The following is a 22,442-nucleotide window of genomic DNA, read 5'->3' on the forward strand; positions in this document are numbered from 1 at the left end:
TATCTTATAGCAAAACGGCGGCCAGAGGCCGCCGTTTAGTGCATTGCGCAAGTTTTTACTCAGCGGTTGCCGGCTCAACCTTAGGTGCAGGTTTTGGCAGCGACGACAGGAACGCCATGATCAGCGCCGCCACATACGGCAGCGATTGCACCAGCAGCATCACCACCCAGAAGCGTATGTCATTGCTCGGCAGGCCCTGCACCAGGTAAATCCCGAGTGCGGCGCCCCACAACAGCAACATGATGAACATCTCTTCGCGGGCTTCGGAAATGGCTACCCAGAAGCCGTGGTTATCGGCGTTTTTCGGTGTGCGAAAGAACGGAATACTGGTGGTGAAGAAGCCATACAGCACCGCCTTGGCGATGGTGTGTGACAACGCCAGCCCGGCCAGCGCCGCGCAGAATGCGTCCTTCAAGTTCACACCCACCGCACGGCGGTAGAGGAAGATGATCTTGCCGACCTTGAACACAAACAACGCCAACGGCGGGATCGCGAAAATCAGCAGCGGCGGGTCAACACGGGTCGGCACGATGATCATCGCCGCCGACCACAACAGGGCGCCGACGGTGAAGAAGATGTTCATGCCATCCGCCACCCACGGCAACCAGCCCGCGAGGAAGTGGTAGCGCTGGCCACGGGTCAGCTCGGTGCCCTTGCCGCGCAACAGGCTGGCGGTGTGGCGCTTGATGATCTGGATCGCGCCGTAGGCCCAGCGGAAACGCTGCTTCTTGAAGTCGATAAAGGTATCCGGCATCAAGCCCTTGCCGTAGCTGTCGTGGTAATACGCGGCCGACAGGCCTTTCTCGAACACGCGCAGGCCGAGTTCGGCGTCTTCACAGATGCACCAGTCGGCCCAGCCCAGCTCCTCGAGTACCGAGCGACGGGTCATGGTCATGGTGCCGTGCTGGATGATCGCGTCACGGTCGTTGCGGGTGACCATGCCGATATGGAAGAAGCCTTTGTATTCGGCGTAGCAGAGCTTCTTGAAAGTGCTCTCGTTCTGGTCGCGGTAGTCCTGCGGCGACTGCACCACGGCGATTTTCGGGTCGGCGAAGTGCGGCACCATGTGCTTGAGCCAGTTGGGCGACACGCAGTAGTCCGAGTCGATCACCGCGATCACTTCGGCATCCTTGGCGGTATGCGGGATCAGGTAGTTCAGCGCGCCGCCCTTGAAACCGGCGAGGGGCGAGACGTGGAAGAACTTGAAGCGCGGGCCGAGGGTTTCGCAGTAGTCGCGCACCGGCTCCCAGACGGCTGGGTCCTTGGTGTTGTTGTCGATGATCAGGACTTCGAAGTCCGGGTAATCGAGGGCGGCCAGGGCGTCGAGGGTCTGTTTGACCATCTCTGGCGGCTCGTTGTAGCACGGCACATGGATCGAGACTTTCGGGCGGTAGTCCGAATCGCCTTCCACCGGCAGGAATTCACGCCGGCGCTTGTGGGTCCACACCGCTTCCGCCAGTTCGTGGGCTTCGGTGAGCAATACGATAAACACGCCCAACGCGCCGAGGGCCAGCAAAATGCCGACGGTGACGCTGAACCAGGTGCTGTATTGCTGGCTGTAGTCGTAACCGATCCAGACCAATACCGAACCACAGAGGAACGCGATAAAGGTCAGGAAGGTGCGGCCACGCTGGCGCAGGGCCGAGCCGTCGATCATCAGCAGGGTCAGCGACAGCAGCGCCAGCACCACCGAGCCGATGGCCAGCACGCGCCATTGCGGGATCGCGACGACCGGTCCTTCAAAGTTGAATTTCTGCTGGCGTGCGGCGTTGTACACGCCCCAATAAGCGCCCGCCGAGCCTTCGTCGCTGACTTTCCACGGCTGGTCGAAGGCCTCGATCACGAAGTAGTTGTAACCCTGGCGGTTCAGTTTGTTCACCAGCGTACGCAGGTAAATCGCCTGGTCTGCCGGCGAGCTTTCATTGCCACCGCGCATACGGCCGTTGCTCGGCCAGCCCACTTCCGAGAGCAGCAGCGGTTTTTTCGGGAACAGCTTTTTCAGATCCCGTGCACGGTCCAGTACGTACTGGCCGGCCTTGTCCATCGGGATGAATTCCCAGAACGGCAGGATGTGCGCGGCGATCAGGTCGACGTGCTTGGCCAGTTGCGGGTTCTTTTCCCAGATGTGCCATTGCTCGGAGGTGGTCACCGGCACTTTCACGGCGGCGCGCACCCGGTCCAGCAGCACGATCAGCGCCTCCGGGGTGATTTCTTCGCGGAACAATGCCTCGTTACCGACCACCACGCGCACAACGCTGCGCGAGTTGTTGGCGATCTCGATGGCGCGCTGGATTTCACGCTCGTTGCGTTCCAGGTCCGGGCTGATCCAGATCCCCAGGGTCACGCGCAGGCCGAACTCTTCGGCCAGTTTGGGGATATCGCCCAAGGTGCCGTCGACTGAGTAAGTACGGATGTTGTCCGTCAGCTTGCTCATGATCGCCAGGTCCTGGCGCATCTGGTCGTCGGTGGGGTACTGGTCTTTCTGCGGGAACTGGCCTTGTTGGAACGGCGAGTAGGAGAACCCGGAGATCTGTTCAGGCCAGTTAGGGGTGGTGACCGGGCGGTTTATCAGCGCCCAGAAGCCGGTAAACAGCGCGGCAATTGCCAGCACTACCACCAGGTTGAGTCCAAATTTACGCGATGACATGGCTATTTCGGGTTCCAAAGGGTGTGGAACGAAAAGAGGTGTCGGCCTACGCCGAACGGCGCGCATCCTACACCGGCCTTTAACTGAGCGTACAGCAGACAGAGAAAAGCCGGACGTTAGTCAGCGAAAGACCCTCTAAGTTCTTTACTTGTAGCTGGAAGCTTCGAACTTGTCGCTGTGTAGTCCATAATGCGCGCCGGTTTTTGGGGTAATGGTCATGAGCACAGAAGATCCGCGGTTTGCAGGCGTTGCCCGCTTGTATGGCATTGAAGGCCTGGAACGCTTGAAAGCGGCCCATGTGGCGATCGTCGGCGTCGGCGGCGTGGGCTCTTGGGCGGCGGAAGCCATGGCCCGTTGCGGCGTGGGCGAGATTTCGCTGTTTGACCTGGATGATGTCTGCGTCAGCAACAGCAACCGCCAGTTGCACGCCCTGGACAGCACCGTGGGCAAGCCCAAGGTCGAGGTAATGGCCGAACGCCTGCGCGGCATCAACCCGGACTGCACGGTGCATGCGGTGGCGGACTTCGTAACCCGTGACACCATGGCTGAGTACATCACGCCGAATATCGATTGCGTGATCGACTGCATCGACGCCGTGAACGCCAAGGCCGCGCTGATCGCCTGGTGCAAGCGCCGCAAGATCCAGATCATCACCACCGGCGGCGCCGGCGGGCAAATCGACCCGACGCTGATCCAGGTCTGCGACTTGAACCGCACCTTCAACGACCCGCTGGCCTCGAAAGTGCGCTCCACGCTACGCCGCGACTACGGGTTTTCGCGCACCGTGACCCGCCATTACAGCGTGCCGTGTGTGTTCTCTACCGAGCAGCTGCGCTATCCCAAGCCGGACGGCAGCATTTGTTTGCAGAAAAGTTTTGTCGGTGACGGCGTGAAGCTGGACTGTGCGGGCGGGTTTGGCGCGGTGATGATGGTCACGGCCACGTTTGGCATGGTGGCGGCGACCAAGGCGGTGGACAAAATTGTGGCCGGGGTGCGCAGACCGTCGGAGCGGGTTAAACCTACCCAGATCTAGCTGTCCTGCACAAAACAAAATGTGGGAGCTGGCTTGCCTGCGATAGCTTCACCGTAGTCTGACTGATAGACCGAGGTGCCTGCATCGCAGGCAAGCCAGCTCCCACACAAGCCAGCTCCCACATTAGTTTTGCGTACAGGTCAGCTCTTGCATGCGCTGCAGTACAGCATTAAGCCCATTGCTGCGCGACGGCGACAGCTGGCGCGAAAGCCCCAGTTGATTGAACCAGTCCGGCAGGTCAACCGCCTGCAACTCACTTGCCGACAACCCATTGACCCGTGCCAGCAGCAACGCCACCAACCCCCGGATCATTCGCGCATCGCTGCTCGCGGCAAACTGCCAATGGCCGTCCTGTAAACGGCCGACCAACCACACCAGGCTTTCACAGCCCTGCACGAGGTTGGCCTCGACCTTTTCGTCAGCCGCCAACGCCGGCAGCCGCTCGCCCCACTGCATCAGCATGCGGGCGCGTTGTTCCCAACTGCCTACTGCCTGAAACGACTCAAGCGCGCTGATGGCATCCGCAGGCAAGCTCATCGCAACATATCCAGCGCCTGATCCAGCGCTTCAAAGAAGCGCTCCAGGTCATCGGAGTCGTTATACAGCGCCAGGGACACACGGATCGCTCCGGACAAGTGCATGGCCTTGAGCAACGGCATGGCGCAATGATGGCCAGCTCGCACGGCAATGCCTTGTTCGGTCAACAGATGAGCCAGGTCGGCGTTATGCACGCCCTCCACCACGAAACTGGCGAGTGCCACCTGGGGCGAGCCCAGTACGCGCACGCCATTGCGTGCTTTCAGGCCGCGCAGCAGGTAGTCATGCAGGGCTGCTTCATGGGCGACCACGGCCGGCTGGTCCAGTGAGTTCAGGTAGTCCAGCGTGGCACCCAGGCCGATCACACTTGCAATCGGCGGCGTGCCCGCTTCGAAACCCAGCGGGGCAGGGCGAAAGCTCGCACTTTGATACTCGGCCTGCTGCACCATCTCGCCGCCAAACTGCCAGTGGCGCAGGTGATGCAGCGCTTCGTTGCGGCCATACAGCACGCCGACGCCGTCCGGGCCGTAGAGCTTATGACTGGAAAACACGTAGAAGTCGCAACCCAGCGCCTGTACGTCGTGGCGACCATGGACAATGCCTTGGGCGCCATCGGCCACGGTCAAGGCACCGTGGGCCTTGGCCATTGGCAGCAAGACCTCCAAAGGTTGCCAGGCGCCGAGTACGTTGGACAGCTGGCTCACTGCCAGCAAGCGCGTGCGCGGGCTGATCAATTCGGCGGCGGCTTGCAGGTCAATCACGCCATCATCGCCAAGGGGCAAGACCACCAGCGTCAGCGCGCGACGTTTGGCCAGTTGCTGCCAGGGCAGCAGGTTGGCGTGGTGTTCCAGGGCGCTGATGACAATTTCATCACCCGCATTGAATAAGTGCTCAAGGCCATAGGCCAGGAGGTTCAGCGCAGACGTCGCGCCGTGCGTAAACACGATCTGCCCGCTGTCACCTGCATTCAACCACTGCGCGACCTTGCTGCGACTGTCTTCAAACGCCTGGGTCGCGTGGGCACCCGGCAAATGCTGGGCACGGTGCACATTGGCTGCGCCATTGGCGTAGTAATGGCTGATGGCATCCAACAGGGCTTGGGGTTTTTGCGTGGTGGCGGCGTTGTCCAGGTAGGTCTGGTCTTGCCGTTGCAGGGTGGCGATGGCCGGAAAATCGGCGCGCCAGGGGGAGGGCACAAGCATGGTCTTAAGACTCGTATAAGCGAGCCCCAGGTGTGGGGCCCGCTAGTGGCATCGAGTGGCTGCTTAGTTGTGAGCGTGCAGCGCTTCGTTCAGTTCGATCGCCGATTTGTGGGTTTTGCACTCCACGGCACCGGTCTGGGAATTGCGGCGGAACAGCAGGTCCGGCTGGCCGGCCAGTTCGCGCGCCTTGACCACTTTGACCAGTTGGTTGTGCTCGTCTAGCAGAGCAACCTTGGTACCGGCAGTCACGTACAGGCCCGACTCCACGGTATTGCGGTCGCCCAACGGGATACCGATACCGGCGTTGGCGCCGATCAGGCAGCCTTCGCCCACCTTGATCACGATGTTGCCGCCGCCCGACAGGGTGCCCATGGTGGAGCAACCGCCGCCCAGGTCCGAACCCTTGCCGACGAATACACCTGCCGATACACGGCCTTCGATCATGCCCGGGCCTTCGGTGCCACCGTTGAAGTTGACGAAACCTTCGTGCATCACGGTGGTGCCTTCGCCCACGTAGGCGCCCAGGCGGATGCGCGCGGCATCAGCAATACGCACGCCAGCCGGCACTACGTAGTCAGTCATTTTCGGGAACTTGTCCACCGAGAACACTTCCAGCAGCTCGCCACGCAGGCGTGCTTCCAGCTGGCGCTCGGCCAGCTCGTTGATGTCGATTGCGCCCTGGCTGGTCCACGCCACGTTCGGCAACTGCGGGAACACACCGGCCAGGCTCAGGCCGTGGGGCTTGACCAGGCGGTGGGACAGCAGGTGCAGCTTGAGGTAGGCCTCAGGCGTGGAGGTCAGTGCGGCGTCTTCGGCCAACAGGGTGGCGACCAACGGGGTGTGGCTTTCAGCCAGGCGGCTGAGCAGCGCGGCCTGGGCCGTGTCGACACCTTTGAGCGCGTCAGCCAGTTGCAGCGCCTGGCTCACGGTGAAAGTAATGGCCTGGTTGCCTTCGGTATAACCGAGGATCGGCGCGATGGCGGCAACGATCTCGGCCGACGGGTTGAGCAGCGGTTGTGCGTAAAACACTTCCAGCCAAGCACCTTGGCGGTTCTGAGTGCCGACGCCGAAGCCCAGGCTGAACAGGGAATTGGACATGCTGTTACCTCTACAAAAATGGAAGGCTGGCCTACTTGAGGGCCGCCGAATAACTATCTGGCTTGAAGCCAATCAGGGTTCTGTCACCGAGATCGAGCACCGGGCGCTTGATCATCGAGGGTTGTGCGAGCATCAATTCAATGGCTTTCGACTGATCGAGATCGGCTTTGCGTTCGTCTTCGAGTTTGCGAAAGGTGGTGCCCGCACGGTTCAAAACCACCTGCCAACCGTGCTCGTTGCACCATTGGGTCAAGTGTTCGCGGTCGATACCGGCTGTTTTGTAGTCGTGGAACTCATAGCTCACAGCGTGCTCATCGAGCCAGGTGCGCGCCTTTTTCATGGTGTCGCAGGCTTTGATGCCGAAAAGGTGCAAGGTTGTGCTTGAAGCGGTCAAGGAATTGCCCCCCTTTGGACGTATGAAAGTTAAAGGTCACGGATTATGCCACGACCAGCGGGTTTGGGTGCCGCTCGTCATACTTGCCGATGATTCAGTGCGACTTATGTGCAAAAGCCGTTGCGCAGCCAAGCGGGTAACATAGCCGGTTAATATGGCACTTCAACGGCCAGTTGTTGCCAGATCGGTGTCATAGCAAGTCGATTGTCCGGGAAACCCGCGTTATGCAAACCGCCTATACCGTTCTTATCCTGCTGATGCTGGTCAGCGTTTCGCGCCTTGTCGGGCGCATTATTCCCCTGCCGTTGCCCTTGGTGCAGATCGCCGCCGGCGCCTTGCTGGCCTGGCCTACGCTGGGGTTGCACGTGGCGCTGGACCCGGAGCTGTTCCTGTTTTTGTTCCTGCCGCCGTTGCTGTTCTCCGATGGCTGGCGCATGCCCAAGCGCGAATTGTGGCGGCTCAGAGGCCTGATCCTGACGTTGGCGGTGGGGCTGGTGTTGTTTACCGTGGTCGGTGCCGGTTACTTCATCCATTGGATATTGCCTACGATCCCGTTGCCGGTGGCCTTCGCCTTGGCGGCCGTATTGTCCCCGACTGACGCCGTGGCGGTGTCGGCCATTTCCCAAAATCGCCTGCCAAAACCTTTGATGCATATGCTTCAAGGCGAGGCATTGATGAATGATGCCTCGGGCCTGGTGACCTTCAAGTTCGCCCTGGCGGCGGCGTTGACCGGCGTGTTTTCCCTGGCCGATGCCAGCCTGACTTTTGTGCTGGTGGCGGTGGGCGGCCTCGCGGTAGGCGTGGCGCTGAGCTGGTTGGTCGGCCGTTTACGCGCCTGGATGATTGCCCGTGGTTGGGACGACCCGGCCACCCACGTGGTGTTTATGTTGCTGCTGCCGTTCGCAGCCTACGTGCTGGCCGAGCGCCTGGGTGCATCCGGCATCCTGTCGGCGGTGGCGGCGGGCATGATGCAAAGCTGGCTCGACTTGCTGCCACGCCAGACCAGCACGCGTTTGCTTAACCGCAGTGTGTGGTCGCTGCTGGAGTTTGCGTTTAATGGCCTGATCTTCCTGCTACTGGGCCTGCAACTGCCGGACATCATCAAGGCCGTGGTCAGTCACGAACCGACACTGTGGCCAACGCTGTTGTATCGCTGCCTGGATGTGGTTGCGATCTTCCTGGTGCTGGTGGTGCTGCGCTTTATCTGGGTGCAAAGCATCTGGCGTTTGTCGGGCCTGTTACGGCGGCTGCGTGGGAAAAGCGAGCTGACACTCGTGCCTACGGCCCGGTCCTGCTGGCTATTGACCGTGGGTGGCGTGCGCGGTGCGGTCACTTTGGCGGGTGTGATGTCGGTGCCTTTATTGCTGGCGCCTGGCCAGGATTTTCCCGAGCGCGACCTGCTGATCTTTATCGCCGCCGGCGTGATCCTACTGTCGCTGGTGGCGGCCTGCATTGCGTTGCCGCTGCTATTGCGTGGCATCGAGCAGAGCCCCGATGAAAAGCGCCATAACGAAGTGCGTGAGGCGTGGAAAAAAACCGCCGTAGCCGCCATCCACGCGCTGGAAGCGGACGAGCCTGCCGAAACCGAAACCCCAGACGCCGCCCAGGCAGCACTCGCGACCGAGCTAAAGGCGCGGCTGATGTCGGAATACCGTCATCAGTTGGAAGTATTCAACGATTCAGCCGAAGCCCAGGCACTGGCGCATCAGATGGACCTGCTTGAACGCAAATTGCGCCTCAAGGCCTTGCGCGCGCAGCGCTTGGAGTTGTACAGCCTGAGCCGTCATCACCAGATTGGTGATGACGTGTTGCGCGAGGTCCTGGCGGATCTGGATATGAGTGAGGCGAATCTGGGTGTGATGAAGTAGTTGTCCACACCGCGGTGCCTTAAGGTTTGGGGTACTGCTCGGCTATGAAAGACTTATCCAGTTCTGTCAATCGGGTGGGCCAAGGGATTGCCGGCTGCTTCCATAGTTCGTCTCTGGTGAAGCCGTAATGCATGATTGAGTTTCTATCGTATTTGGAGGCAGCGACGTTTTTTCCAGTGAGGCGCTGGAGAATGTCTTTATGGATGGCTTCATTCGATCCATGGCCTTTAAAGTGCCTGTAGATGGTTGGCGTATTAAAATCAATCGTTCTATTGGGGTGTTTATGTTCGTGATGCAACCCTAGGGCATGCCCGAACTCATGGGCTGCAATGGCTTCGAATCTTGGGTTGTCGTAAGGGTTTGGCAACACCATGGTCGGTAGGTAGAGGGGCACTTTTTGCGCGTCGGTTCCAAGTGCAGAGCTGCCTGATTGAGTCTCCCCATAGTCCAGCGCGATGCGTATATCTCCCTCTTCCCCTGAAACAAATTCAAAGGTCAGGTTGATATGCGACAGCCAAAGATTCGCAGCCTTTTTTATGTGCTCCAGTGCTTCTTCGTCGGCATCATAGACAGCAATCTTCAGCGTGGAATTTTGCGGCCAGTATTTGTCGGGTGCTGAAACAGCGCGGGTTTTTCTTGAGTGGGATTTATCCGGGGGCGCTTGATATATATCAATGTCGTGAGTGCGTGTGGAGGTGAAACCGAGAGTTGCTGTGCTCAGGTTTGTCATCGTGCCATGTCTACATTGTTCAAGACGTTAATGAACATTGAGTGGCACTTGTCGTTGATAGGATTCCACCGATTATCGTTTTTAAGCAAATGGCTACTTATGCAGCGCAGTGTCGATCGTGTGGCGCTGCCCGCACTTTATTACAGTGCGGGCATTGTGGGGTGTTCAGCGACGGTTTATGAAGTCCCGAATCCGTTCCGCCGCTTCCACACACTCCGACAACGGCGCAACCAGAGCCAGGCGTACGCGACCGGCGCCAGGGTTGAAGCCGTCGACTTCGCGCGACAGGTACGAACCCGGCACTACGGTCACGTGTTCTTCCACGAACAAGTCACGGCAGAACGCGGCATCGTCGCCCTTCACATTCGGCCACAGATAGAAGCCGCCGTCTGGGGCTTGTACATCCAGCACCGGCTTGAGAATCGCCAGCACGGCGTCGAATTTCTCCCGATACATGTCACGGTTGGCCAATACGTGGGGCTCATCCTGCCAGGCAGCAATGCTGGCCAGCTGGGTTTGCACCGGCATCGCGCAGCCGTGATAGGTGCGGTACAGCAGGAAGGCCTTGAGGATATCGGCATCGCCGGCCACGAAACCCGAGCGCAGGCCCGGCAGGTTGGAGCGCTTGGACAGGCTGTGGAACACCACGCAACGCTTGAAGTCCTGGCGGCCCAGTTCCACACAGGCGCTGAGCAGGCCTGGCGGCGGGGTTTGTTCGTCGAAGTACAGCTCGCTGTAGCACTCGTCGGCGGCGATCACGAAGTCATATTCGTCGGCCAGGGCGATGAGCTTTTTCAGGGTCTCGACCGGGATCAGCGCGCCGGTCGGGTTGCCGGGTGAGCACAGGAACAGGATCTGGCAGCGTTTCCAGATGTCTGGCGAAACGGCGTCGAAGTCCGGGTTGAAACCATTGCTGTCCAGGCATGGCAGGTAATGCGGCTTGGCCCCGGCCAGGAACGCAGCGCCTTCATAGATCTGATAGAACGGGTTGGGGCTGACCACCAGTGCATCGTCAGCGCGGTTGACCACGGTTTGGGTGAAGGCAAACAGCGCCTCGCGGGTGCCGTTGACCGGCAAAATGTTGCGCGCCGGGTCGAGCCAACCTTTGGGCACGTTGAAGCGCCGTTCGCACCAGGCGCCGATGGCCTCGCGCAGGGCCGGGATGCCCAGCGTGGTCGGGTACACCGCCATCTGGTCGAGGTTATCCGCCAGGGCCTTGGCTACGAAGGCCGGGGATTTGTGTTTCGGCTCGCCGATGGACAGCGCGATCGGGCGCTTATCCGGGTTCGGTGTAACGCTGCCGAGCAGGGCGCGCAGTTTTTCGAACGGGTAGGGCTGGAGCTGGTTCAGGGCGTTGTTCATGTAAGCCTCGATCAAGATGAGTGCGGCCTTTTGTGGGAGCTGGCTTGCCTGCGATCACATCGCTGCGGTGTACCAGATGCACCGCGGCGCCCGCATCGCAGGCAAGCCAGCTCCCACAGGGACCGTGCCCACTGGGAAGTTAAAAATCAAATGGTCAGTCTGGTCAGCTCGACACCCGGTTCCTGGCTCACGCTCAATTGCTGCACGATGGCTTCCTGCAAGCGCAGGCACAGCTGCGGGTCGGACAGCGGCTGGTTGTCGGCGTCGGTAATGAAGAACACGTCTTCCACGCGTTCCCCCAGGGTCGCAATCTTGGCGTTTTGCAGCGACAGGTCGAACTCCAGGAAGATCCCGCCGATGCGCGCCAGCAAGCCTGGGCGGTCCGGTGCGCTGAGTTCCAGCACGGTCACTGGGCGCTGGGCGTCGTTGGAAATGGTCACCTGGGGCGCAAACGCAAAGTGCTTGAGCTGGCGCGGCACCCGGCGCTGGATGATGGTCGGGTAGTCATCAGGGTTGCGCAGGGCCTCGGTAAGGCCTTCGCGGATCTTTTTCACGCGCACCGGGTTGTCGCCGATCGAGTCACCGTCGGTGTCGAGCACAATGTAGGTGTCGAGGGTGAACTGGCTGCTGGAGGTGATAACCCGCGCATCATGGATGTTCAGGTTGAGCTGGTCCATGGCGGCCACGGTCACGGCGAAGAAGTCGTGCTGGTCCGGCGCGTAGATGAAGATCTGCGTGCCGCCCTCGAATTCGCGCTGGGTGGTTTCCTTGATCAGCACCAGTGGGCCGCCGTCGGCCGGCTGTTGCAGGATCGCGTCACTGTGCCAGGCCACGTCGCCGGCGGTGTGGCGCAGGAAGTAATCATCGCCCAGTTGCGACCATAGCTGCTCGACGTCATCCGGGTCGTTGCCGCCGCGCACGAGGATATCCAGGGCCGCGCTTTGGGTGCGGCGGATCTGCTCCTCGCGGTCCACCGGGTTTTCCAGGCCACGGCGCAGCGCGCGCTTGGTCTCGGTGTAGAGCTGGCGCAACAGGCTGGCGCGCCAGGAATTCCACAGTGTCGGGTTGGTGGCGTTGATGTCGGAGACGGTCAGCACGTAAAGATAGTCGAGGCGGGTTTCATCACCGACGATCCCGGCAAAGTCGTGGATCACCTGCGGGTCGGAGAGGTCCTTGCGCTGCGCGGTCGTCGACATCACCAGGTGGTTCTGCACCAGCCACACGATCAGGCGGCTGTCCCACTGCGGCAATTGGTGGCGCTGGCAGAAGGCTTCGGCATCGACCGCGCCGACTTCAGAGTGGTCGCCATGCCGGCCTTTGCCGATGTCGTGGTACAGGCCGGCCAGATAGATCAGTTCGGGTTTGGGTAGCTTGGCCATGAGTTTACTGGCCAGCGGGAATTTTTCTGACACCTGGGTGTACTGCAACTTGCGCAGGTGTTTGATCAAATTGAGGGTGTGGGCGTCGACGGTATAGATGTGGAACAGGTCGTGCTGCATCTGCCCGACGATAAAGCCGAACTCCGGCAGGTAGCGGCCGAGGATGCCGTAACGGTTCATGCGCCGCAGGTTGCGGTGAATGCCGATCTTGCACTTGAACAGTTCGATAAACAGGCTGGTGTTACGGATGTCGTTGCGAAAATCATCGTCGATCAGGTGACGGTTTTCCCGCAGCAGGCGGATGGTATCGGCGCGCACGCCTTTGATTTCCGGCTGCTGGGCCATCAGCACAAAGATTTCCAGCATGGCGAACGGCGTGCGACGGAACACATTGTCGTTGCGCGCCTCGATATAGCCGTCGTGCAGTTGGAAGCGCGAGTTGATCGGCTGCGGCGGGGCTTCGTCTTCCGGCGCCAGGATCACCTCTTCGAAGTGCTGGATGATCAGGTCGCTGAGCTGGGCAATGCTCATGACCACGCGGTAATACTGCTGCATGAAGCTTTCGATGCTGGTTTTCGCGTCCTCGCCTTCAAACCCCAGCAGGGTGGCGATGGAGCGCTGGTGGTCGAACAGCAGGCGGTCTTCGGAGCGCCCGGCGAGCATGTGCAGGGCGTAACGCACCTTCCACAGGAACTCCTGGGACGAGGCCAGCAGCGCATTTTCGCTCTCGACCAGAAAGCCTTCACCGGCCAAGGCGCGCAGGTTGAGGGTGCCGTACTGGCGGCGGGCCACCCATAAGATGGTCTGGATGTCGCGCAGCCCGCCCGGCGAGCCTTTGACGTTGGGTTCCAGGTTGTATTCGGTGTCGTTGTATTTGTGGTGCCGGGCTTTTTGCTCGGCACGCTTGGCCAGGAAAAACTCCTTGCTTGGCCACATATGCGCGGTGCTGGTGACCTCCAGCATGCGCTGGCGCAGGCGTTCTGGCCCGGCAATGGTGCGGCTTTCCATCAGGTTAGTGATGACGGTGAGGTCGGCGCGTGCCTCTTCGGCGCATTCGTCCACCGAGCGCACGCTCTGGCCGACCTCCAGGCCGATGTCCCACAACAGCGTCAGAAAACGCTCGATGGAATCGCGAAAGATCTCATGATCGGCACTGTCCAGCAGGATCAGCAGGTCGATGTCGGAGTAGGGGTGCAACTCACCTCGACCGTAGCCGCCGACCGCTACCAGGGCGATGTCGGCGTCTTCACTCCAACTGAACTGCTCCCAGGCCTTTTGCAGGATATTGTCGACGAACCAGGCGCGGTCCTCGATCAGCCGACGAATGTCCCGGCCGCTGCGAAAGCGCTCATCGAGCACCTCGCGGGCCTGGCGGATAGCCTTCTTGAAGGCGGCGATGGGGCTTGCCTTCAGGGCCAGTTCGGCCTGGAACTGGCCACGGTCGAAGAGTTCGGGGTCCACCTGGGGCATCGATCGGCTTTCCTATCTGTCTATTGAGTCAGTCACAACGGTGTAGCTGGAAAACCGAGGCAACCATCACGCCGAAACGCGAGGGATCGTGTCGTCTGCGCGCAGGGTGAAGATCTCGTAGCCGGTTTCGGTGACCAGCAGGGTATGTTCCCACTGGGCCGAGAGCTTGCGGTCCTTGGTGATGGCGGTCCAACCGTCGCCCAGCACCTTGGTGTCGGCTTTGCCCTGGTTGATCATTGGCTCGATGGTGAAGGTCATGCCTGCCTTGAGCTCCATGCCGGTGCCGGCGCGGCCGTAGTGCAGGATCTGTGGTTCTTCATGGAATACGGTGCCGATACCGTGGCCGCAGAATTCGCGCACCACCGAAAAGCCGTTCTTTTCTGCGTGCTTCTGGATCACTTCACCGATATCGCCCAGGCGGCAGCCAGGTTTTACGATCTCGATGGCCTTGTACATGCATTCCTGGGTGACCTGGGACAGGCGCTCAGCCCAGACCGGCACGTTGCCGACGTGGAACATACGGCTGGTATCGCCGAAATAGCGGTCCTTGATCACGGTGACGTCGATGTTCAGGGTGTCGCCGTCCTTCAACGGCTTGTCGCCTGGAATCCCGTGGCAGACCACGTGGTTGACCGAGGTGCAGATCGATTTGGGGAAGCCCTTATAGTTCAGTGGGGCAGGGATGGCCTTTTGCACGTTGACTATATAGTCGTGGCAGATCTGGTTCAGAGTGTCGGTGGTGACGCCTGGCTTGACATGCTCGGCAATCATTTCCAGCACGTCGGCAGCCAGTTTGCCGGCAATGCGCATGCCGGCGATGTCTTCGGCGGTTTTCAAACTAACGGTCATACAGGCTCTCTCTAGCGCGACGCGCTGAAATCAATACGGTTTACGGGCGTGCGACAAATGGTTACGAAATTCGCACAAGCCTCAAAAAACGCGATTCTAACAGACGATGGCGTCAAATCATGATCCTCTGATAATCGCATCTCTCTATAGAGTAGGGGTATGTCGGCTCTATTCAAGGGGTTACACGAACACGGTTGCTGGCAAATGTGATTGCGGGTTTCGTTTTCGTCCTTCGTGTGGTATAAAATGCGCCGCTTTCCGGGGATACCCCGCAAAGCTTAAATCCACACACGTGTCGACACGATGACCTGGGTGCCGGAGGCCTTGATGCCGCTGGTTGGTCATTGGGATACGTGGAGGCCAAACCCGACTTATTAAGGAACTATCATGTCCCAAGTCAACATGCGCGATATGCTGAAGGCCGGTGTGCACTTCGGTCACCAGACCCGTTACTGGAACCCGAAAATGGGTAAATACATTTTCGGCGCGCGTAACAAGATCCACATTATCAACCTTGAAAAAACCCTGCCAATGTTCAACGAAGCTCTGACTTTCGTAGAGCGTCTGGCCCAGGGCAAAAACAAGATCCTGTTCGTCGGCACCAAGCGTTCCGCTGGCAAGATCGTTGCTGAAGAAGCAGCACGTTGCGGTTCGCCGTACGTCGATCACCGCTGGTTGGGCGGCATGCTGACCAACTTCAAAACCATCCGTGCTTCCATCAAGCGTCTGCGTGACCTTGAAGTGCAAGCCGAAGACGGTACTTTCGCCAAGCTGACCAAGAAAGAAGCGCTGATGCGCTCCCGTGACCTGGAAAAGCTCGATCGTTCCCTGGGTGGTATCAAGGACATGGGCGGTCTGCCTGACGCACTGTTCGTTATCGACGTTGATCACGAGCGCATCGCGATCACCGAAGCCAACAAGCTGGGCATCCCGGTTATCGGCGTAGTCGATACCAACAGCAGCCCGGAAGGCGTTGACTACATCATCCCAGGCAACGATGACGCAATCCGCGCTATCCAGCTGTACATGGGTTCGATGGCTGACGCTGTAATCCGTGGTCGCAACCACGTTGCTGGTGGTACCGAGCAGTTCGTTGAAGAAGCTCCGGTAGCTGCCGCTGAGTAATTAGCGCCCTGGCGTTGACTCAGTAAGCAAAAAGGGGGCTTGGCCCCCTTTTTGCCACCTCGAAAACCATTTGTCGGCAGCGCAGCTACAACTTCTGTAACGTGCAGCGGCCTACAAGGGTGATTCGGGAAGAATTGATCGCCCGTTTGATCGGGTGGAATGGTTGAAAACCTATCCAAGAGGATTTTGAAATGGCAGAGATTACTGCAGCGTTGGTTAAAGAACTGCGTGAGCGTACCGGCGAAGGCATGATGGATTGCAAAAAGGCCTTGACCAAGGCTGGCGGCGACATCGAAAAAGCCATTGATGACATGCGTGCTTCCGGCGCCATCAAGGCTGCCAAGAAAGCAGGCAACGTTGCTGCTGAAGGCGCTATCGCTCTGGTTGAAGACGGCAAGGCTGCCGTTCTGCTGGAAGTGAACTCCCAGACCGACTTCCTGGCTCTGCAGGACGACTTCAAGGCATTCGTTGCTGCCAGCGTCAAGAAAGCATTCGACGACAAGCTCACTACCGTTGAGCCGTTGATCGAAGCTCAAGAAGCTGATCGCCTGGTACTGGTCGGCAAGGTTGGCGAAAACGTCAACATCCGTCGCCTGACTCGCGTTGAAGGCGATGTGGTTGGTGGTTACCTGCACGGTAACAAAATCGGCGTCGTGGTTGCCCTGAAAGGCGGCGACGTTGAGCTGGCAAAAGACATCGCTATGCACGTAGCGGCCAGCAACCCGGAATTCCTGCTGCCATCGGAAGTGTCCGCTGACGCAATTGAGCGCGAAAAAGCCGTGTTCCTGAGCCTCAACGCTGACAAGATCGCCGGCAAGCCGGAAAACATCGTTGAAAACATGATCAAGGGCCGTATCAGCAAGTTCCTGGCTGAAGCGAGCCTGGTTGAGCAGGCGTTCGTCAAGAACCCTGAAATCAAGGTTGGCGAACTGGCCAAGAAAGCCGGTGCTGAAATCGTTTCCTTCACCTACTACAAAGTAGGCGAGGGCATCGAGAAGCCGGTCGACAACTTCGCTGAAGAAGTTGCTGCCCAGCTGGCTGCCGCCAAGCAGTAAGACAGTTTTCAACTGTCGCCGAAAGAGGCTGCCCGCTCACGCGCGCAGCCTCTTTTCAAATGGGAAGGCCAATTTTTATTTGGCTTCCTTTCGGAACTGGCTTACAAAGCCGTGTTCCGATGGCGCTGTAATAGCGTCCAGCTAGAGTGAATGCAAGCCGTAAACGGCTCGCCAAGAATTTTTAAAAAATACGCCGCAGGAGAGATTCGCAATGGCTCAGCAGGGCAGTGGTTATCAGGCTCGCTATAAACGCATTCTACTCAAGCTCAGCGGCGAGGCCCTGATGGGCTCGGAAGAGTTCGGGATCGATCCCAAGGTGCTCGACCGCATGGCGCTCGAAGTCGGCCAACTGGTCGGCATCGGCGTTCAAGTCGGCCTGGTGATTGGCGGCGGTAACCTGTTCCGTGGCGCGGCACTGAGTGCTGCCGGTATGGACCGGGTCACTGGCGACCACATGGGCATGCTGGCCACTGTGATGAACGCCCTGGCCATGCGCGACGCCCTGGAGCGCGCCAATATCTCGGCCATCGTGATGTCGGCTATTTCCATGGTTGGCGTGACTGATCATTATGATCGTCGCAAAGCCATGCGCCACCTGAACGCCAAGGAAGTCGTGATCTTTGCCGCAGGCACGGGTAACCCGTTCTTCACGACCGATTCGGCTGCCTGCCTGCGTGCCATCGAAATCGATGCTGACGTGGTGCTCAAGGCCACCAAGGTAGACGGCGTCTATACTGCCGACCCATTCAAAGACCCGCATGCCGAGAAGTTCGATCATCTGACCTACGATGAAGTGCTGGATCGCAAGCTGGGTGTGATGGACCTGACGGCTATTTGCCTGTGCCGCGACCACAAGATGCCGCTGCGCGTATTTAACATGAACAAGCCCGGCGCCCTGCTGAATATCGTACACGGCGGCGCGGAAGGGACTCTGATCGAGGAAGGCCAACAATGATCAACGAAATCAAGAAAGACGCTCAAGAGCGTATGCAGAAATCCCTGGAGTCTCTGGCCCATGCATTTGGCCAGATTCGTACCGGCAAGGCTCACCCAAGCATCCTGGGTAGTGTGATGGTGCCGTACTACGGCGCAGATACCTCCATCACCCAGGTGGCCAACATCACCGTAAAAGACTCGCGCACCCTGCAAGTCGTGGCTTTTGAGCGCAACATGCTCGGCGCTGTCGACAAGGCCATCCAGAGCGCTGGCTTGAACCTCAACCCGACCAACCTGGGCGAGTTGCTGTTGATCTCCATGCCGGCCCTGACCGAAGAAACCCGTAAGGGCTTCACCAAGCAGGCGAGCGCTGCGGCTGAGGATGCACGGGTTGCCATGCGAAACATTCGCCGTGATGCCATGGGTGAGCTGAAGAAGCTGGTCAAGGATAAAGAAATAAGTGAAGACGAAGAGCGTCGTGCTGCTGCTGATATCGACAAGCTGATCAAGGATTTCGAAGGCAAGATCACCAAGGCCTTCGAGGAGAAAGAAAAGGACCTGATGGCCGTATAAGGGGTCAGGACACCTTCATGGAAAAGACCAAGCAGACTGTGCCCTCTGTGGTGCCGCGCCATGTCGCGATTATCATGGATGGGAATAATCGCTGGGCGAAAAAACGCTTTATGCCGGGTGTCGCCGGGCATAAAGCGGGTGTCGATGCAGTGCGCGCGGTGATTGAGGTATGTGCCGAGGCCAAGGTCGAAGTGTTGACCCTGTTTGCCTTCTCCAGTGAGAACTGGCAACGGCCGGCCGAAGAAGTCAGCGCCTTGATGGACCTGTTCTTCAAGGCTTTGCGTCGTGAGGCCAAGCGCCTCAACGACAACAACATCAGCCTGCGTATCATCGGTGACCGTTCGCGGTTTCATCCGGAGCTGCAGGCGGCCATGCGCGAAGCTGAAGCCATCACCGCTGGCAGCAACCGTTTTGTACTGCAGATCGCGGCCAACTATGGCGGCCAGTGGGATATCGCCCAGGCCGCGCAGCGCCTGGCTCGCGAGGTACAGGCCGGGCACCTGCGGCCCGACGACATCACGCCCGAATTGTTGCAAACCTGCCTGGTGACCGGTGACCTGCCGTTGCCGGACCTGTGTATCCGCACCGGTGGCGAGCACCGCATCAGCAACTTCCTGTTGTGGCAGTTGGCCTACACCGAGCTGTACTTCTCCGACCTGTTCTGGCCGGACTTCAAACACGATGCCATGCGTAATGCACTGGCCGATTTCGCTTCCCGTCAGCGCCGCTTCGGTAAAACGAGCGAGCAGATCGAAGCTGGAGCCCGGGTTTAAATGCTTAAACAACGAATCATCACCGCACTGATCCTGCTGCCGATCGCCTTGTGTGGGTTTTTCCTGCTCGATGGTTCCGGCTTTGCGCTGTTTATCGGCGTGGTCGTGACCCTGGGTGCCTGGGAGTGGGCGCGTCTGGCGGGCTTTAATGCGCAATTGCCACGCGTGGTCTACGCCGCTGTTGTAGCGCTGTTGCTGTTTCTGATGCATACCCTGTCGAGCATCGTGGTGCCTTGGGTATTGGGCGCTGCGGTGCTGTGGTGGGCGCTCGCGACCTTCCTGGTGCTGACCTTTCCGCGCACCAGTGGCCAGTGGTCCAGTGTTGCCAGCAAATTGGTGATTGGCTTGTTGATTTTGCTGCCGGCCTGGCAAGGCCTGGTGGAAATCAAGAATGCACCGATGGGCAACTGGCTGATCATGGCGGTGATGGTATTGGTGTGGGGCGCCGATATTGGCGCCTACTTCTCTGGTCGCGCCTTCGGCAAGCGCAAGCTGGCCCCGGCTGTCAGTCCTGGCAAGAGCTGGGAAGGCGTCTACGGCGGCTTGGCGTTGACCTTGCTGATCACGCTCGTAGTGGGTGTTGTGCGCGACTGGTCGGTGAAGGAAATACTCCTGGCCCTGCTGGGTACGGCGGTCGTGGTGTTCATCTCGGTGGTGGGCGACCTGACTGAAAGCATGTTCAAGCGCCAGGCCGGGATCAAGGACAGCAGCAACCTGCTGCCGGGCCATGGCGGCGTGCTGGATCGTATCGATAGCCTTACCGCTGCTATCCCGATCTTTGCAGTGCTGTTGTGGATGACGGCTTCGTGAGCCGCCTGCAACAGGTGACCGTGTTGGGTGCAACCGGCTCGGTGGGGTTGAGCACCCTGGATGTGATCGCTCGCCATCCTGACCGTTATCAGGTGTTTGCCTTGACCGGGTTCACCCGTTTGGCCGAGCTGCTGGCCCTGTGCGTGCGTCATACGCCGCGCTTTGCCGTAGTGCCTGAAGTGGCGGCAGCACGTGGCTTGCAGCAACAGTTGCAGGCTGCCGGGCTGGCTACGCAGGTGCTGGTGGGTGAGGAAGGGCTGTGCCAGGTGTCGGCCGATGCCGAGGTGGACACCGTGGTGGCGGCCATCGTCGGCGCAGCGGGTTTGCGCCCGACGCTGGCAGCGGTGGGTGCCGGCAAGAAGATCCTGCTGGCCAATAAAGAAGCGCTGGTGATGTCCGGCACGCTCTTTATGCAGGCAGTACGCAAGAGCGGCGCAGTGTTGCTGCCCCTCGACAGCGAACACAACGCAATCTTCCAGTGCATGCCCGGTGATTTTGCCCGCGGCTTGAGCCAGGTGGGTGTACGACGGATTCTTCTTACGGCATCCGGTGGCCCGTTCCGGCAAACTCCACTGGCTGATCTGGAGCACGTGTCGCCTGATCAGGCCTGTGCACACCCGAACTGGTCCATGGGGCGCAAGATTTCCGTGGACTCGGCGAGCATGATGAACAAAGGCCTGGAGTTGATCGAGGCGTGCTGGTTGTTCGACGCTCGGCCGGATCAGGTTGAAGTGGTGATCCATCCGCAAAGTGTGATTCATTCCCTGGTCGACTATGTGGACGGCTCGGTGCTGGCGCAGTTGGGTAACCCGGACATGCGCACGCCGATCGCCAATGCCCTGGCCTGGCCGGAGCGGATTGACTCGGGGGTCGCGCCGTTGGACCTGTTCGCCATTGCGCGCCTGGACTTCGAGGCGCCGGACGAACAACGCTTCCCGTGCCTGCGTTTGGCGCGGCAAGCAGCAGAGGCGGGCAACAGTGCGCCGGCGATGCTTAATGCGGCTAACGAGGTGGCTGTGGCGGCGTTTCTGGACGGGCGTATTCGCTTCCCGCAGATCCCGAGTATCATCGAGGAAGTTTTGAGCCTTGAGCCCGTTGTGGCAGTGGAAGATTTGGGTGCAGTGTTCGAGGCCGATGCAAAGGCCCGTGCCCTGGCCGAGCAATGGTTGAACCGCAACGCGCGTTAGCCTGTGGGCAGGTTTGAGCCTTCAGGCACTGGATTGGAATGCGGAGAAATTAGATGAGTGCGCTCTACATGATTGTCGGCACCCTGGTTGCTCTGGGTGTGCTGGTCACCTTCCACGAATTCGGCCACTTTTGGGTGGCGCGTCGTTGCGGCGTCAAGGTACTGCGTTTTTCCGTCGGTTTCGGCATGCCGTTGCTGCGTTGGCACGATCGTCGTGGCACCGAATTCGTAATTGCGGCCATTCCGCTGGGTGGCTACGTCAAAATGCTCGATGAGCGTGAAGGCGAAGTGCCGGCTGATCAATTGGACCAGTCCTTCAATCGCAAGACCGTTCGTCAGCGTATCGCGATTGTGGCTGCCGGTCCGATCGCCAACTTCCTCTTGGCGATAGTGTTCTTCTGGGTCTTGGCCATGATGGGCAGCCAGCAGGTGCGCCCGGTCATCGGCGCGGTCGAAGCGGACAGCATGGCGGCCAAGGCAGGCCTGGTCGCAGGGCAGGAAATTGTTTCCATTGATGGCGAACCGACCACAGGGTGGGGCGCGGTCAATTTACAGCTGGTGCGCCGCATGGGTGAAAGCGGCACCATTAATGTGGTGGTGCGCGAACAGGATTCCACCGCCGAGACGCCTCGCGCCCTGGCCCTGGATCACTGGCTCAAGGGCGCAGATGAGCCTGATCCGATCAAGTCGCTGGGGATTCGGCCTTGGCGCCCGGCCTTGCCGCCGGTACTGGCCGAGTTGGATTCGAAAGGCCCGGCGCAAGCCGCAGGTCTGAAAACCGGCGATCGTTTGTTGGCCCTTGATGGCCAGGCGCTGGGCGACTGGCAGCAAGTGGTTGATCTGGTGCGTGTACGCCCTGATACCAAAATTGTGCTGAAAGTTGAGCGCGATGGTGCTCAAATCGACGTCCCTGTGACCCTGGCGGTACGCGGGGAAGCCAAGGCCGCTGGGGGCTACCTGGGTGCCGGGGTGAAAGGTGTCGACTGGCCACCCTCGATGGTGCGGGAGGTCAGCTTCGGGCCGTTGGCGGCGATTGGCGAGGGTGCAAAACGCACTTGGACCATGAGTGTGCTGACCCTCGAATCGCTCAAGAAAATGTTGTTCGGCGAGCTCTCGGTAAAAAACTTGAGTGGACCGATAACCATTGCTAAAGTGGCGGGCGCTTCTGCCCAGTCGGGTGTCGCGGATTTCCTGAATTTCCTGGCTTATCTGAGTATTAGCCTTGGAGTTCTGAATTTGCTGCCCATTCCAGTATTGGATGGGGGGCATCTGTTGTTTTATCTGGTCGAGTGGGTGCGTGGTCGCCCCTTGTCGGATCGGGTGCAGGGTTGGGGGATACAGATCGGTATCAGTTTGGTGGTTGGAGTGATGTTGTTAGCTCTGGTCAACGATCTGGGACGACTGTAACGCTTCGC

General features: G+C 59.6%; 19 protein-coding genes. 10 read left to right on the top strand and 9 right to left on the bottom strand.

From position 1 onward, the window contains the following. Positions 1–55: 55 nt before the first annotated feature. Positions 56–2,647 (bottom strand): glycosyltransferase, encoded by a 2,592-nt coding sequence (locus HU759_RS07260; RefSeq protein ID WP_099548548.1) that lies wholly within the window; start codon positions 2,645–2,647, stop codon positions 56–58. A 211-nt stretch (positions 2,648–2,858) separates the two neighbouring features. Here HU759_RS07260 and tcdA point away from each other — a divergent pair, with 211 nt between their 5' ends. Then, positions 2,859–3,680, top strand: a complete 822-nt coding sequence (gene tcdA / locus HU759_RS07265) for a tRNA cyclic N6-threonylcarbamoyladenosine(37) synthase TcdA (RefSeq protein WP_026013713.1) — start codon at positions 2,859–2,861, stop codon at positions 3,678–3,680. 123 nt (positions 3,681–3,803) lie between these two features. Here the strand turns inward: tcdA and HU759_RS07270 are convergent, their stop codons facing one another. The 4 genes from HU759_RS07270 to HU759_RS07285 all read right to left on the bottom strand — a co-directional run bounded on the left by HU759_RS07270 (position 3,804) and on the right by HU759_RS07285 (position 6,857). Further along, on the bottom strand, positions 3,804–4,217 hold the full coding sequence (locus HU759_RS07270; protein ID WP_017137132.1) for a SufE family protein: 414 nt from the start codon (positions 4,215–4,217) through the stop codon (positions 3,804–3,806). Continuing rightward, positions 4,214–5,419, bottom strand: a complete 1,206-nt coding sequence (locus tag HU759_RS07275; RefSeq protein ID WP_186616810.1) for a cysteine desulfurase — start codon at positions 5,417–5,419, stop codon at positions 4,214–4,216. The genes HU759_RS07270 and HU759_RS07275 overlap by 4 nt, the downstream gene beginning before the upstream one ends. Positions 5,420–5,482: 63 nt before the next feature. Then, complete coding sequence (dapD, locus tag HU759_RS07280; RefSeq protein WP_017137134.1) at positions 5,483–6,517, bottom strand: 2,3,4,5-tetrahydropyridine-2,6-dicarboxylate N-succinyltransferase; 1,035 nt, start codon at positions 6,515–6,517, stop codon at positions 5,483–5,485. A gap of 31 nt (positions 6,518–6,548) precedes the next feature. Continuing rightward, on the bottom strand, positions 6,549–6,857 hold the full coding sequence (locus HU759_RS07285) for an arsenate reductase (RefSeq protein WP_231982825.1): 309 nt from the start codon (positions 6,855–6,857) through the stop codon (positions 6,549–6,551). A gap of 278 nt (positions 6,858–7,135) precedes the next feature. Here HU759_RS07285 and HU759_RS07290 point away from each other — a divergent pair, with 278 nt between their 5' ends. Beyond that, complete coding sequence (locus HU759_RS07290) at positions 7,136–8,779, top strand: Na+/H+ antiporter (protein ID WP_186616811.1); 1,644 nt, start codon at positions 7,136–7,138, stop codon at positions 8,777–8,779. A gap of 19 nt (positions 8,780–8,798) precedes the next feature. On the opposite strand, the gene HU759_RS07295 is transcribed toward HU759_RS07290, so the two are convergent. The 4 genes from HU759_RS07295 to map all read right to left on the bottom strand — a co-directional run bounded on the left by HU759_RS07295 (position 8,799) and on the right by map (position 14,569). Then, positions 8,799–9,509 carry a M12 family metallopeptidase gene (locus HU759_RS07295; RefSeq protein WP_099548552.1) on the bottom strand — a complete coding sequence of 237 codons (711 nt, stop codon included), beginning with the start codon at positions 9,507–9,509 and terminating at the stop codon, positions 8,799–8,801. Positions 9,510–9,674: 165 nt separating this feature from the next. Next, positions 9,675–10,871, bottom strand: coding sequence for a succinyldiaminopimelate transaminase (gene dapC, locus HU759_RS07300; protein ID WP_169985376.1), 1,197 nt, complete (start codon positions 10,869–10,871; stop codon positions 9,675–9,677). Positions 10,872–11,017: 146 nt separating this feature from the next. Further along, positions 11,018–13,720, bottom strand: coding sequence for a [protein-PII] uridylyltransferase (locus tag HU759_RS07305; RefSeq protein WP_017137139.1), 2,703 nt, complete (start codon positions 13,718–13,720; stop codon positions 11,018–11,020). Between the two features lie 66 nt (positions 13,721–13,786). Further along, entirely contained in the window at positions 13,787–14,569 is a 783-nt protein-coding gene (gene map / locus HU759_RS07310) for a type I methionyl aminopeptidase (protein WP_017137140.1), read from the bottom strand. 387 nt (positions 14,570–14,956) lie between these two features. Here map and rpsB point away from each other — a divergent pair, with 387 nt between their 5' ends. The 8 genes from rpsB (at position 14,957) to rseP (ending at position 22,434) form a co-directional block, all read left to right on the top strand. Continuing rightward, positions 14,957–15,694 carry a 30S ribosomal protein S2 gene (gene rpsB / locus HU759_RS07315; RefSeq protein WP_003189158.1) on the top strand — a complete coding sequence of 246 codons (738 nt, stop codon included), beginning with the start codon at positions 14,957–14,959 and terminating at the stop codon, positions 15,692–15,694. 191 nt (positions 15,695–15,885) lie between these two features. After that, positions 15,886–16,749 carry a translation elongation factor Ts gene (tsf, locus tag HU759_RS07320; RefSeq protein ID WP_177032712.1) on the top strand — a complete coding sequence of 288 codons (864 nt, stop codon included), beginning with the start codon at positions 15,886–15,888 and terminating at the stop codon, positions 16,747–16,749. Positions 16,750–16,960: 211 nt separating this feature from the next. Beyond that, positions 16,961–17,704: a UMP kinase gene (pyrH, locus tag HU759_RS07325; protein ID WP_003172271.1), complete on the top strand. Its 744-nt coding sequence runs from the start codon at positions 16,961–16,963 to the stop codon at positions 17,702–17,704. After that, the gene (gene frr, locus HU759_RS07330; RefSeq protein ID WP_017137142.1) at positions 17,701–18,258 is read left to right on the top strand and encodes a ribosome recycling factor; all 558 of its coding nucleotides are present in this window, start codon (positions 17,701–17,703) and stop codon (positions 18,256–18,258) included. Before pyrH ends, frr begins: the two co-directional genes overlap by 4 nt. Positions 18,259–18,275: 17 nt before the next feature. Further along, positions 18,276–19,031, top strand: a complete 756-nt coding sequence (gene uppS, locus HU759_RS07335; RefSeq protein ID WP_017137143.1) for a polyprenyl diphosphate synthase — start codon at positions 18,276–18,278, stop codon at positions 19,029–19,031. Further along, positions 19,032–19,841 (top strand): phosphatidate cytidylyltransferase, encoded by an 810-nt coding sequence (locus HU759_RS07340; RefSeq protein ID WP_170036455.1) that lies wholly within the window; start codon positions 19,032–19,034, stop codon positions 19,839–19,841. Further along, the gene (ispC, locus tag HU759_RS07345) at positions 19,838–21,028 is read left to right on the top strand and encodes a 1-deoxy-D-xylulose-5-phosphate reductoisomerase (RefSeq protein ID WP_170036457.1); all 1,191 of its coding nucleotides are present in this window, start codon (positions 19,838–19,840) and stop codon (positions 21,026–21,028) included. The genes HU759_RS07340 and ispC overlap by 4 nt, the downstream gene beginning before the upstream one ends. A 53-nt stretch (positions 21,029–21,081) precedes the next feature. Continuing rightward, a complete protein-coding gene (gene rseP, locus HU759_RS07350; RefSeq protein WP_170036460.1) occupies positions 21,082–22,434 on the top strand; it encodes a sigma E protease regulator RseP in 1,353 nt (450 codons plus the stop codon). Positions 22,435–22,442 lie beyond the last annotated feature (8 nt).

This window comes from Pseudomonas sp. OE 28.3, from assembly GCF_014268205.2.
GTDB classification, from domain to species: Bacteria; Pseudomonadota; Gammaproteobacteria; order Pseudomonadales; family Pseudomonadaceae; genus Aquipseudomonas; species Aquipseudomonas edaphica.